The following is a 12,362-nucleotide window of genomic DNA, read 5'->3' as shown; positions in this document are numbered from 1 at the left end:
GTTCTTTCGCTAGAGGGACAGCTGCGGTTGCAGCCTAGTGTCCGTCCTCAAGTTCGCGCATCCGCTCTGCGGCACGCCGGATCCGCTGTTTCCGAGCTTCATTCTCGGCTTCTTTCAGCTCCTCATAAGTCTTTTCGTCAGCGTCGTTGTAGCGGTAGATCAACCGCGGGATCGCCAGGGTGAGTGCCAGCGAAGGCCAGACCACCCACGCCCATCCCACACCGATCACGAACTGCAGGATGAGGAAGGCCACCAGGGTGACTCCGAGGACCGCACCGTCCAGGCTCTCGACCTTCTTGCCCCGGGACTTCAGATCCTGCATCTCCGCCAGCTCCCGGTCCTCCGGGGAAATCGGACTCAGCGGAGTGCCGATGCTGACGGGGACCAACTGGCCGCCGCTTTCCGCATCCCCCTGCTGGAACGGTAATTCCCCCGGCAAGTCCGCGAAGGCCGGGCGGATCTCCCCCAGAACCCGGGCATCGGCCACGGTGCGGGTCCGCTCATCGAACTCGACATTGTCCAGCCGACCGTCGGCGTAATGCGTGCCCAGCACCTGCAGAGCATGCAGCCGGTCATTGTCGCTGAGACGGAAGTTGTCGTTCATGTCTCCAAAGTTACTGCGGGGCAGCCCGGTTGCCCACCGGATGCGGCAACTGATCCCCGCTGTCAGCCGCCGCACCTGATTCCGTGGCCCGCAGCTTCTGTCCGGGGTGGGTTTTCTCACCTACTGTGGAGGCATGAAAACGCTGCTCAACCTCATCTGGTTCATCTTCGGCGGCTTTCTGCTCGCCGCCGGATACTTCCTCTTCGGAATCATCGCCTGCATCTTCATCATCACCATCCCGGCGGGCGTGGCCTCCTTCCGGATGGCCAGCTACGCACTGTGGCCCTTCGGCCGCTCCGTGATCCAGCCGGTCGGCGGTACCGGGGCACTGTCCACCGTGACCAACGTGATCTGGTTCGTGATAGCGGGGCTGTGGTTGGCCATCGGCCACATCGTCACCGCGGCGGCGCAGGCCGTGACCATCATCGGCATTCCGTTGGCCATCGCGAACGTGAAGATGATCCCCGTGACCTGCTTCCCCTTCGGCCGCCGGATCGCTGACAGCGACCACATCCCCTACGGCTACGAGCCGATGGTCAAACTCTAGGGGACTAATTCAGGAACTGCTCGAGATCGTCCAGGGTGTAGCCCTCCGGCAGGAAGTCCTCCGGATTGATGTTCTCCGGGTTCAGCTCCTCAGGGAGGCCGGTCGGGAGCGGGAGCCCGGTGTCTCCGGTGGGTTCCGGGCTGGGCTCCGCACTCGGGGCCGGGGTCACGGACTCGGTGACCGTGGTGGTCTGCTCCACGGTCGAGGTCTCCGGCGGGACGGGCTCGCGGTCCGCCTCTGAAGCGGCGTTCCGCCAGAGGAAGAAGACGATGATGAGTGCCGCCAGAGCGAGGACCAGCAGGACACCGAGGATCCAGCCGCCGGTCCCGCCCCGGCGTCGCGGCTCCGGTTCATAGTCCCCGCCGTAATACTGGTCCTCCGGCGGAGGTGCGTACTGCGGCTGCCGGTCGTACTGCTGCCCGCCGAAATCCTGGTCCTGGTATCCGGGCTGCTGCTGTGGCGGGAAGTACTGCCTGGGGGCCTCGGGCCGCGCCGGCTGCCCGAGGAACCTGGTCTCATCGTTCGCGCCGTTGTCCTGTGGGCTGGTCATCTACGGAGTGCTCCTTGGGTTCGGTCCCCGGGGCTGGAGACGTGGACAGGGAACGATTGTAGGTGTTCAGCTCCCGATCTCCCAGGTGTGCACCGGTTCCCCGGAGTCCTGGTGGGAGAGGTAGCGCCGCAGCATCTCCGCCAGCGCCCGCTGCCGCTCCGGGCTGTCCGGTGTCGTACCCACCGGTTCCAGCCGCCCCAACGCGGACAGTTGCCAGGCCGCGCCGTTTTGCCGGGTGTGTGCCCGTTCCCCGATGATCCCCAGGTAGTACTCGATCAGGTCCGCGCGGACGCCGAGGGCCCGCAGGCCCTCCGCAGCTTGCTCGAGGAGGTGCCCACCGATGAGTTCGGCGACGTCGATGCGCCCCAGCGTGGGCCACGTGATCCGGGCACGCAATCCATCCCGGGCGCCGGCGAAGAAATTCTCCGTTGCATCCGGGAAGGTCAACCGGGACCACACCGGACGGGTTTCCTCGGCCAGGTATTTGACCATCCCGTAGTAGAACGCGGCATCGGCGATGATGTCCGCGACCGTGGGGCCGGCGGGCAGGAGGCGGTTCTCCACCCGCAGGTGCGACAGTTCCTCACCGGGGGCGTAGATCGGCCGGTTCCAACGCCACACCGTGCCGTTGTGGAGGTTGAGGTAGTGCAGCGCCGGTGTCTTGCCGGTCATCATCGGCGTACCGGAGATCTCCCGGGGCTCGGGCAGCAGCGGAGAGAAGTAGCGGACATTCTCCTCGAAGAGATCGAAGATGCTGGTGATCCAGCGTTCCCCGAACCAGACTCGGGGGCGGACCCCCTGAGCCACCAGTTCCGGGGTGCGCGTGTCAATGGACTGCTGGAAGACCGGAATCCGGTTCTCCGCCCAGAGCCGGTGGCCGAGAAACAACGGGGAGTTGGCACTCAGTGCCGCCTGCACCCCGGCGATGGCCTGGGAGGCGTTCCAGGCATCAGCGAAGCGGTTGGGTGCTAGCTGCAGGTGCAGCTGGAGGGAGGTCGAGGCGGACTCAGTGGCGATATCGGCGAAGTCATGGCAGAAGTGCTCGCGACCGGAAATATCGATGCGGACCAGTTCACCGCGGCTGCCCATCACCGAGTTGTTCAGTGCCCGGTAGCGGTTCTCCGGGGTCATCCACGCCGGGTCCTTGAGGAACTCGGTGCTCAAGGTCGGCAGTGTGCCGATCATCGCGACCCGGGTGCCGGCCTGCTCGGCGGCGGCGCGCACGGCGTCGATGCGGGCGGTGATGCCCTCGCGGAGTTGCTCCAGGCCGTCCCCGGCAAGGCTCAGGGGCGGATGGTTCAGCTCGACGTTGAAACTGCCCAGTTCAGACTGGTACTCATCACCCAACCTCGACAGCACCTCGGCGTTCTTCCGGGCCGGCTGCATGTTCTCATCGACGAGATTGAGCTCCAGCTCCATGCCGATCGTACCCTGATCATCGAACTCCGAGCGCTGGAGATGACGGTCGAAGATCTCCAGGTCCTTCGCCAGGTGCTCGCGGTAACGGGTCCGCTGGTGCGGGGTGTAGGTGTCAGAGGAAACGGCGTCGCCCATACCTCAAGAGATAACCACAACATGCCGCACCACCGCCCGGAAACCGGGGAAACCGCAGGTGGGGTTATTTCTTTGAGCGGTACCAGGTGATCAGAGCGTCGGTGGAGGCGTCGCCGGAATCCACGTCCACCTCGCCGGCGACGGCCGGCGCCAGCGACTTCGCCTGGGCCTTGCCCAGCTCCACGCCCCACTGATCGAAGGAGTTGATGCCCCAGATGACGCCCTGGACGAAGGTGACGTGTTCGTACAGGGCGATCAGGGACCCGAGCACGGCCGGGGTGAGTTCCTCGGCCAGGATGGTCGTCGACGGGCGGTTGCCCGGCATGACCTTGTGGTTGACCAGTTCCGCCGGCACGCCTTCGCCGGCGATCTCCCGCTCGGTCTTGCCGAAGGCCAGCACCTTGGCCTGGGCGAAGAGATTGCCCATCAACAGATCATGCATGGATCCGGAACCGTCAGCGGTGGGCAGGTCCTGCTTCGGACGGACGAAACCGATGAAATCGACCGGAACCAGGCGGGTGCCCTGGTGGATCAGCTGGTAGAAGGCGTGCTGGCCGTTGGTGCCCGCCTCACCCCAGTAGACCTCACCCGTGGAGTACGTCACGGGGATGCCGTCACGGCGCACCGATTTGCCGTTGGACTCCATGGTCAGCTGCTGCAGGTAGGCGGGGAAGCGGGCCAGATCCTGCGAATAGGGGAGCACGGCATGGGTCTGGGCGTCGAAGAAGTTGGTGTACCAGACCCCCAACAGGGCCATCAGCACCGGGACGTTCTCCCGGAACTCCGCGGTGCGGAAATGCTCGTCCATGGCGTGGAAGCCCTCCAGGAAGCGCATGAAGTCCATCGGCCCGATCACGGCCATCAGCGACAGACCGATGGCGGAGTCCACGGAGTAGCGGCCGCCCACCCAGTCCCAGAAGGGGAACATGTTGGCGGTGTCGATGCCGAACTCGGCGACCTTCTCCGCGTTGGTGGACACCGCCACGAAGTGCTTGGCGACGGCCTGCTCGTCCCCGTCGAAGGCCTCCAGCAGCCAGCGCTTCGCGGCGTGGGCGTTGGCCAGGGTCTCCTGGGTGGTGAAGGTCTTGGAGGCGATGATGAACAGGGTGGACCCCGGGTCCAGGTCCTCCAGGACCCACGTCATGTCGGCCGGATCGACATTGGAGACGAAGTCCGCGGTGATCCCGGCGGTGGCGTAGGAGCGCAGTGCCTGTGTCGCCATCGCAGGTCCCAGGTCGGAGCCGCCGATGCCGATGTTGACCACCTTCTTAATGGTGTGCCCGCTGTGGCCCAGCCAGGACCCGGAGCGCAGGGCCGCGGCGAAGTCGCGCATGCGGCCGAGTACCTCGTGGACGTCGGCCGCAACGTCCTGTCCGTCCACCTCGAGATCTGCCTCAACCGGCAGCCGCAGGGCGGTGTGCAGTACCGCGCGGTCTTCGGTGGTGTTGATGTGGGTGCCGGCGAACATCGCCTCAGTCTGCTCCTTCAAGCCGGCCTGCTGCGCGAGATCCAGCAGCGCCTGCAGTGAGCGCTCGTCAACGAGGTGCTTCGATAGGTCGACGTGCAACCCGGCCGCGTCGAAGCTCAGGCGCCCGGCACGGGCGGGGTCGGCGTCGAACAGCTCCCGAAGGGTGGTGCCACGGAGGCGGGAGTGGCTGTCCTGCAGCGCGTGCCAGGCGGAGGTGGCGGTGATCTCTGGCGAATGCATCATGTTCGGCTCCCAATCAAGAGGTGGTCAAGCGAGTTTGCAACCCAAACTTAGTTGAGGATCCGACGGCATGCCCGTGGGCATGACGGGAACGGGGGAGGACTATTCCAGCGCCTCGGCGTCCCAGGCTGCGGGCAATTCGGACTCGGGCAAGAAGGGGGTGGGGTCCCCGTCGCAGCCGACGACCAGCCGGGCGCGGTGGGGCCACCGCTGGAGCGGGCTGCTGCCGGAGGCGGTGGGATCGGAGACCATCTGCCGGGCGGCCGCCAGCCACAGGGGACCGGCCACGAGGGCCGCGGCGTCAGGCTCATCATCGGAGAGCCGTTCCGGAGCCGGCGAGTGGGAGACGAGCGTGACACCGGCGACGTCGTTTTGCAGCAGGTCGAGGAGCCGGGAGTACTCCGCGGCCAAGTGGTCATCTTCATCGGGCGCGGCCAGCAGATGCAGGGTCAGCAACCAGGTGCCGGCGTGGGGCAGGGCCGGAACGGGCGAAACCGCAGTCAGTGGGGGCGGCGGTGGAACCGGGAGCAGCTCAGTTGGCGGCGCATGGGGTACCAGGATCACGGAAGTGGACATGGCCGGGAAGGGATCCGGCGCGGTGAGGTCGGCGAAGAAGAGCTTCTCGCTGACCTCCTCAGCCCACTCGGGATTGACCCGGAGGACACAATGGAGACTGAACATTTCGAGGGAGTCCGGGGCCCGGGTTCCCGCCGCCGCGGCCTCGAACACCGCTGTGACGCGCAGAAACCACGACTCATAGCCCTCCGGTTCGCCGACGGGGTGGGCGGAGACGAAAAGTACCCGGGCGTGCTCCGCCGGGATCTCACTGAGCCGTGCCGCATAGAGCTGCTGCGCGCGCTGGAGTTCCTCGGGGTGGGCGACGAACGTCGTGGTGGCAAGCTGGACCGGCCAGTCCGTGGAATCGGTCATGGCCACAGGCTAGTGGGGTCTGAGGGGAACCCGCTCCGGGCCGGGAACCGAGGAGTTCAGTTCCCGCAGCCGACTCAGGCTGATAACCGCCGCGCCATTGCTCTGGAACTGGCCCAGCTGCGCATACACCAGGGCGAAGGGGCCGTTATAGACCACTTCGTGGTCTTTCTCGGGCACCTTGGACAGCTTGAGGACGAGGAGCGAATCCGCCACACCTCCGGAAGTTTTCCGGATCCCGATGCCGGACCTGCCGTAGGTGGCCTTGATCTCGACACGTCGTCCGTCGGCGGCCAGGGCATCATGCCCTGTGCTGGAGGCGGTGAGCAGCTTGATGTCGAAGAGGACTGCCGCAGTAACCTCACCCAGAGAACCCACCAGGTGGCCATCCGGGGTGAAGCGGCGTCCGGGGTAGAGCTCTTCGAGCTGGTCGACGATGGCGTGCAATTCGCTGACGAGCCGACCGGTACGGGCGAGACGCTCCATGTCGGGGTCAGCCCAGACGGCCGCGCCCCATGCGCAGCAGAATTGCCGCGAGGGCGGGGCCTTCCTCGCCGATCTCCTCGCGGAACCGGTTGATGATGGCCACTTCACGGGTGTGCACGAGCCGGGTGCCGCCGGACCCCATGCGGGTCTTGCCCACCGCCTTGGAAATAGCGGTGCGGCGCTTCACGATCTCCAGCAGCTGGTCATCCAGGCGGTTGATTTCCTCACGATACTTCTGGATCTCCGCGTCAGAGAGCGGGTCATCAGTGCCGGAGGGCATCCGGATATCGAAGTCTTCGTGGGCAGCGTCGGTCATGTACATATTGTGCCATGCCCGCATTCTGAGAGGTACTTCACCTGGGATGTCCGGGTGGCGGGGTAGGTTGGAGACATCATGGACAGTTCCGCCACATCACCGTTTTCCGCTTCCGCCAACTCCGATGCCTCCGGCCCTGCTGTTGACCTGACCGAGGGGCTCAACCCCCAGCAGAAGGCCGCGGTGGAGCACGCCGGGTCACCGTTGCTCATCGTCGCCGGCGCCGGCTCCGGCAAGACCGCCGTGCTGACCCGCCGGATCGCCCACCTGCTGCGCAACCGCGGCGTGCACCCCGCCCAGATCCTGGCGATCACCTTCACCAACAAGGCCGCCGCCGAGATGCGGGAACGCGTCGGCGGTCTCGTCGGCCCGGTCGCCGAGAGAATGTGGGTGGCCACCTTCCACTCGGTGTGCGTGCGGATCCTGCGTCAGCAGGCCCAACTGGTGCCCGGCCTCAACACGAACTTCACCATCTACGACGGTGATGACGCCAAGCGGTTGCTGACGATGATCGCCAAGGACCTGAACCTGGACCTGAAGAAGTTCACCGGCCGGATCCTGTCCTCGGCGATCTCGAACCAGAAGAACGAGCTCATCGGTCCGTCGGAGGCAGCGGCTGCCGCGGCGCAGACCAGGAACCCTTTCGAGACGACCGTGGCCGCGGTCTACGCCGAGTACCAGCAGCGCCTGCGCCGGGCTAATGCCGTGGACTTCGATGACCTGATCGGGGAGGTGGTGCGCATCTTCACCGAGCACCCCGAGGTCACCGAGTACTACCGCCGCCGCTTCCGTCACGTGCTGGTTGATGAGTACCAGGACACCAACCACGCCCAGTACATGCTCGTGTCCACTCTGGTGGGTAAGCCGAGTGCGGATCCGAACGCCGTGCCACCCAGTGAGCTCTGTGTCGTCGGCGACTCCGACCAGTCGATCTACGCCTTCCGTGGTGCGACCATCCGCAACATCCAGGAGTTTGAACGGGATTATCCGGAGGCCACCACGATCCTGCTGGAACAGAACTACCGTTCCACCCAGACGATCCTGAGCGCCGCGAACGCCGTGATCGCCAGAAACGAGGACCGCCGGGAGAAGAAACTCTGGACCGCTCTCGGGGAGGGGGACCAGGTGGTCGGCTATGTCGCGGACAATGAACACGATGAGGCCCGCTTCATCGCCGCGGAGATCGACCAGCTGGCGGACCAGGGGCGCCACTACTCGGACATCGCCGTCATGTACCGCACCAACAACTCCTCGCGTGCCCTGGAGGACGTGTTCATCCGCAGCGGTATCCCGTACAAGGTCGTGGGCGGCACCCGCTTCTATGAGCGGCGGGAGATCCGCGACGTGATCGCCTACCTCCGGGTGCTCGACAACCCCGATGACACCGTGAGCCTGCGCCGGATCATCAACACGCCCCGCCGCGGCATCGGGGACCGGGCCCAGGCCTTCATCTCCCTGCACGCCGAGAACAACGCCACCAGCTTCGGGTCGGCGCTGGTCGACGCCGCGGCAGGCCAGGTGGATCTGCTCGGGGCGCGCGGCCGCAACTCAGTGGTCAAGTTCAATGAACTGATGGACGGTCTCCGCTCTGAGGCGGTGGAGCTGAAGAACGAGATCACCGGCATGCCCGACATCGGGGAGCTGATCAACCGCATCCTGGATGCCACCGGCTACCGCGCGGAGCTGGAGGCCTCCAATGACCCGCAGGACGGCACCCGGCTGGACAACCTCAATGAACTGGTGTCCGTGGCTCGCGAGTTCTCCTCGGAGGCGGCCAACCAGGTCGCCTACGAGGAGATGGACGGCGGTGAATACGAGCTGGGGGAAGGGGAAGCCGCGCCGGGCAGCCTCCAGGCGTTCCTGGAGAAGGTTTCCCTGGTGGCCGACGCCGACCAGATCCCGGAGAACGAGCAGGGTGTGGTGACCCTGATGACGCTGCATACCGCCAAGGGCCTGGAGTTCCCGACGGTCTTCCTCACCGGTTGGGAAGACGGGCAGTTCCCCCACATGCGGGCGTTGGGGGACCCGAAGGAGCTGGCAGAGGAACGGCGGCTGGCCTACGTGGGGATCACCCGGGCGCGCGAGAAGCTCTACGTCACCCGGGCCATGCTGCGCAGCTCCTGGGGTAACCCCGTGACGAACCCACCGAGCCGCTTCCTGGCGGAGGTGCCGGCTGAGCTGCTCGACTGGCGTCGGGAAGAGCCCGAACAGTCCTTCAGCTTGAGCTCCTGGGGCAATCCACCCGGTTACTACAACGCAGGGCCGCGGCGTTCCGCCCCGACGAAGAAGACCGGGCCCGCCATCCCGAAGCGGGCGAAGAACAATGATCTGCAACTGGCGGTGGGGGACCGGGTCAACCACGCGAAGTACGGGCTGGGTACCGTGCTGTCCTCAGACGGCTCCGGGGCCCGGGCAACGGTGACCATTGACTTCGGGACATCCGGAAAGGTGCGGCTGATGCTGATCGGCGGCGTGCCGATGGAAAAGCTCTAGGAGGCGGGGTCCGTCGACGCGCCCGGCAGGGAGCTGAGGACCACGTCGAACTCCAGTAGCTCGGCACCGGAGGCCACCGGCCGGCGTTTTTCAGCCCCCTCGGGGGCCTGGTGGGCGGTACGGGCGTCACCGTCGCGCCAGGCCGCATAGGACTCTTCATCGGACCAGTAGGTGACCACGAAATACCGGCTCTCCCCGGAAACCGGGCGCAGCAGATGGAATCCCTCGAATCCCGGGGCGTGGTCGACGGCGTGCTGACGTTGCGCGAACCTCTTCTCCAGCTCCTCGTCGGAGCCCTCGGGGACGGTGATCGCGTTGATTTTGACGATGCTCATGCTGTCAGCCTACCCATCCGGCGTGGTCCCGGTTCCGGGACGACGAAACCCCGCGGACTCTTCAGTCGGCGGGGTGAGCGGCGTTGCTGCGGCGGTTTAGATGGAGATGCCGTGCGAACTGAACCACGGCACCGGGTCCACGGCGTTGGTGCCGTCGGGGTGGATCTCGAAGTGCAGGTGGGTGCCGGTGGAAAAGCCGAGGTTGCCCATCCCTGCGATCTGCTGTCCGGCGGTGACCCGCTCCCCGACGCCCACGTTCAACGTGGACATGTGGCCGTAGACGGAGACTGCGCCATTATCGTGCTTGACGCGGATCCACTGGCCGTAGCCGGAGGCCGGGCCGGAGTCGATCACGGTGCCGTCCATCACGGCGAGGATCGGGGTGCCCTCGGAGTTGGCGATGTCGATGCCGGCGTGGAAGGAGCCCCAACGTGGGCCGAACCCGGAGGTGAAGGCGCCTTCAGCGGGCTTGGCCACAGAGCCGTCCTGTGAGACGGTGGCGTCCAGGGCGCGGCTGGCCTCTGCCTCGAGGGCGGCCTGGGTTTCCTGGATGCGCTGCTCGTTGTACTGCACTGCAGTGCTGAGCTGCTCATCCAGGTTGGCTACGGGCTTGTACTCCGCGATGTTGAGGATCTGCGGGGCTGAGGACCCGGTAGCAGGCTCAATCGGGTCGGTCTCGGCGGTCAGCTGGTAATCGATATCGGTGCTGGCTTCGACATTCTCGGTGGGCTGGTCAGCCTGCTGCAGCTGGGCTGCGGCGGCGCCTCCGACACCGGCGGTGGACACCGCACCGGTGGCCACGGCTACGAGCGCGATCCGACCCTTGGCCGTCTGCGAGGCGGTAAACTTGCGGTGCCTACCTCGGGACGCCCGCTGAGTCTGGTTCTGCATGAGCCTACTTCCATCCTCCGGCACAATTCTTTTAACAATTGTGACCGTCTTGTTATCTGCTGGAGGTAACGATAGCGTCCCGTTACATCCGCAGCAACCTAATGGGAATCATGACACCAATAAGTGGGAAAGATCACAAAATGGTTTCCTTGAGGGGACGCCACCCCACACCTTTTCACTTCGGGCCGCGGGAACGACCGCGGTGGATCCCCCTTCCCGCTTCCTGGCCCGGCCGTGGTGCCAACGGCGTTTCGGGGAGCGGGCATGGCACAGTAGACAGGGTGAGTAAAAAGACCAGTCCGCAGTCCCGGCCCACCCGCCGACCGCGCACCCGTGGTCCCCACCAGTCCCGGGTCAATGGCTCCTCGGCGGCAACGAATGCCCGTTCATCCCAGCGGTCCGCCCGTCCCGACCGCAGGGGAGCAGCGGAGCAGACATCCCCGATGCCGGAGAACTTCCGTGGGCGCCTGCGCCGGTACCTGCCCACCGCCCTGATCCCCAACGTGGTCGCCGTACTCACCGTCATCGTCGTTGCGCTGGCGGTGCTGCTCCTGGCCTCCGTGGAGATGGCGGCGCTGCCGGCCACGATCGCGCAGTTCTGGTTGATCCTCAACCTCGTGCCGGTCTCCTATGAGGGGGCCACCATCGGGCTGCTCCCGATGCTGCCGGCGCTAATTCTGGTGTGGCTGATCGCGCGGCAGGTCCACAAGGCCGTCAAGGACCGCGTGAGCGTGGCTGATCTGGGTGTGCTGCTGGTCTGCATCCTCGTTGTGCCGCTGGTTCTGACCGGCATCGCGGCCGGAATGCTCTGGGACGCCAGCGCGGTATATGAGGTGGCGCCGCCGGAGATTCCGGTCCTGCTGGCACGGGTGGTGGCCCTGCACCTGGTGGCGATGGTCATCGGTATGGGGACGAAGCTGTGGCGTGCCCTCTGTCGCCGTTACGGACTTCCGGAGGCGCTCGTGGACAACGCGCGCACGGCGGCGCGCTGGTTCAGCTATCTCGGTCTCGTCGCCCTGGTGGTGCTGCTGGTCGCGATGGTACTCGGCTGGAACCGCCAGGCGGAACTGGTCGAGTTGTACAACGGTGCCGGTGCCCTGGTCGCCCTGGGTGTGGTGTGTCTGCTGTATCTCCCGAACGCCCTGATCGGCGCCGCTGCGGTCCTGGTTGGCGGGGAGTTCCACCTCGGAGAAGCCTCGGTGTCCTTGTTCTCCATCCACCACACGCCGCTGCCGCCGGTTCCGCTGGTGGCCGCGATTCCCGCAGAATCCCAGGTGTGGTTTCCCATCCTGCTCATCATTCCCGCGGCGCTGGCCACCTACCTGGCCTACCGGAGCAGCCCGTCACTGCTTTCGGCCGTGACCACCGGCTTCTTTGCCGGCATCTGCATGTTGGTGGCCGGATACTTCGCACAAGGGGCGCTCGGGGCATTCGGCCCCTCCGGCCCCATGGTGCTGTTGAGTGCTGCCCTGGTCTTCGTCTGGTTGACCCTGGCAGGGGTGGCCACAGCGTTGTTGCTCAAGCTGGCGGAACGCCGTCAGAGCCGAGCGGAACAGCTGGCTGAATCGGCCCCGGCAGCGGCGACGGAAACGGATCAGGAAAACACCTCATATATAGAGGACCTGGAGGAATCCGAGGACGCGGACCCGGAGCCTGACGAGACCGAGGACCCCGGGGAGACTGAGGTGGAAGATTCCGAGGAGACCCCGGAGACCCCGGAGGACCCCGAGAGCACAGAGGCCGACGGAGACACCGGGGATCCTGAAGGTGAGGAATCACCTGACGATGCCCATGCCCCGTCCGAGGCGGACGAGGACACCACGGCGGACCCCGCTACCGCGGATGAAGAGCCGGACGGCGCCGAAGAAGCCCCGGAAGACGGGGAGGAGGACGACGAGGTGGGGGAGCCCGGGGTCACCGAGGGGGAGTCTGACACCCCGAGGGGCTAGAA

The 12,362-nt window shown here is 66.0% G+C and carries 12 protein-coding genes; 3 read left to right on the top strand and 9 right to left on the bottom strand.

What is annotated here, in order from left to right; genetic code table 11:
* Nucleotides 1–34: 34 nt before the first annotated feature.
* Complete coding sequence (locus ACQCVD_RS05065; protein WP_426822626.1) at nt 35–604, bottom strand: DUF1707 domain-containing protein; 570 nt, start codon at nt 602–604, stop codon at nt 35–37.
* A 133-nt stretch (nt 605–737) separates the two neighbouring features.
* Between ACQCVD_RS05065 and ACQCVD_RS05060 the strand changes: the two genes are divergently transcribed.
* Nucleotides 738–1,151: a YccF domain-containing protein gene (locus tag ACQCVD_RS05060; RefSeq protein ID WP_426822625.1), complete on the top strand. Its 414-nt coding sequence runs from the start codon at nt 738–740 to the stop codon at nt 1,149–1,151.
* 4 nt (nt 1,152–1,155) lie between these two features.
* On the opposite strand, the gene ACQCVD_RS05055 is transcribed toward ACQCVD_RS05060, so the two are convergent.
* From ACQCVD_RS05055 to ACQCVD_RS05030, 6 genes are all read right to left on the bottom strand, one after another.
* Nucleotides 1,156–1,701 (bottom strand): hypothetical protein, encoded by a 546-nt coding sequence (locus ACQCVD_RS05055; protein WP_426822624.1) that lies wholly within the window; start codon nt 1,699–1,701, stop codon nt 1,156–1,158.
* 66 nt (nt 1,702–1,767) lie between these two features.
* Nucleotides 1,768–3,255, bottom strand: coding sequence for a glutamate-cysteine ligase family protein (locus tag ACQCVD_RS05050; RefSeq protein ID WP_426822623.1), 1,488 nt, complete (start codon nt 3,253–3,255; stop codon nt 1,768–1,770).
* Between the two features lie 64 nt (nt 3,256–3,319).
* The gene (gene pgi / locus ACQCVD_RS05045; RefSeq protein WP_426822622.1) at nt 3,320–4,966 is read right to left on the bottom strand and encodes a glucose-6-phosphate isomerase; all 1,647 of its coding nucleotides are present in this window, start codon (nt 4,964–4,966) and stop codon (nt 3,320–3,322) included.
* Between the two features lie 99 nt (nt 4,967–5,065).
* Complete coding sequence (locus ACQCVD_RS05040) at nt 5,066–5,893, bottom strand: hypothetical protein (protein ID WP_426822621.1); 828 nt, start codon at nt 5,891–5,893, stop codon at nt 5,066–5,068.
* A 9-nt stretch (nt 5,894–5,902) separates the two neighbouring features.
* Complete coding sequence (locus ACQCVD_RS05035; protein ID WP_426822620.1) at nt 5,903–6,376, bottom strand: DUF6998 domain-containing protein; 474 nt, start codon at nt 6,374–6,376, stop codon at nt 5,903–5,905.
* A gap of 7 nt (nt 6,377–6,383) precedes the next feature.
* Nucleotides 6,384–6,692, bottom strand: coding sequence for a chorismate mutase (locus ACQCVD_RS05030; RefSeq protein WP_426822619.1), 309 nt, complete (start codon nt 6,690–6,692; stop codon nt 6,384–6,386).
* Between the two features lie 78 nt (nt 6,693–6,770).
* Here ACQCVD_RS05030 and pcrA point away from each other — a divergent pair, with 78 nt between their 5' ends.
* On the top strand, nt 6,771–9,185 hold the full coding sequence (gene pcrA, locus ACQCVD_RS05025) for a DNA helicase PcrA (protein WP_426822618.1): 2,415 nt from the start codon (nt 6,771–6,773) through the stop codon (nt 9,183–9,185).
* On the opposite strand, the gene ACQCVD_RS05020 is transcribed toward pcrA, so the two are convergent.
* Nucleotides 9,182–9,520: an antibiotic biosynthesis monooxygenase family protein gene (locus ACQCVD_RS05020; RefSeq protein WP_426822617.1), complete on the bottom strand. Its 339-nt coding sequence runs from the start codon at nt 9,518–9,520 to the stop codon at nt 9,182–9,184. The two genes, pcrA and ACQCVD_RS05020, sit on opposite strands and share 4 nt — an antisense overlap.
* Nucleotides 9,521–9,616: 96 nt before the next feature.
* The gene (locus ACQCVD_RS05015) at nt 9,617–10,411 is read right to left on the bottom strand and encodes a M23 family metallopeptidase (RefSeq protein ID WP_426822616.1); all 795 of its coding nucleotides are present in this window, start codon (nt 10,409–10,411) and stop codon (nt 9,617–9,619) included.
* Nucleotides 10,412–10,692: 281 nt separating this feature from the next.
* Here ACQCVD_RS05015 and ACQCVD_RS05010 point away from each other — a divergent pair, with 281 nt between their 5' ends.
* On the top strand, nt 10,693–12,360 hold the full coding sequence (locus tag ACQCVD_RS05010; RefSeq protein ID WP_426822615.1) for a DUF6350 family protein: 1,668 nt from the start codon (nt 10,693–10,695) through the stop codon (nt 12,358–12,360).
* Nucleotides 12,361–12,362: the final 2 nt, after the last annotated feature.

This window comes from Corynebacterium halotolerans, assembly GCF_050107895.1.
Classification (GTDB): Bacteria; Actinomycetota; Actinomycetes; order Mycobacteriales; family Mycobacteriaceae; genus Corynebacterium; species Corynebacterium halotolerans_B.
This window is presented reverse-complemented; position numbering and strand designations above follow the sequence as displayed.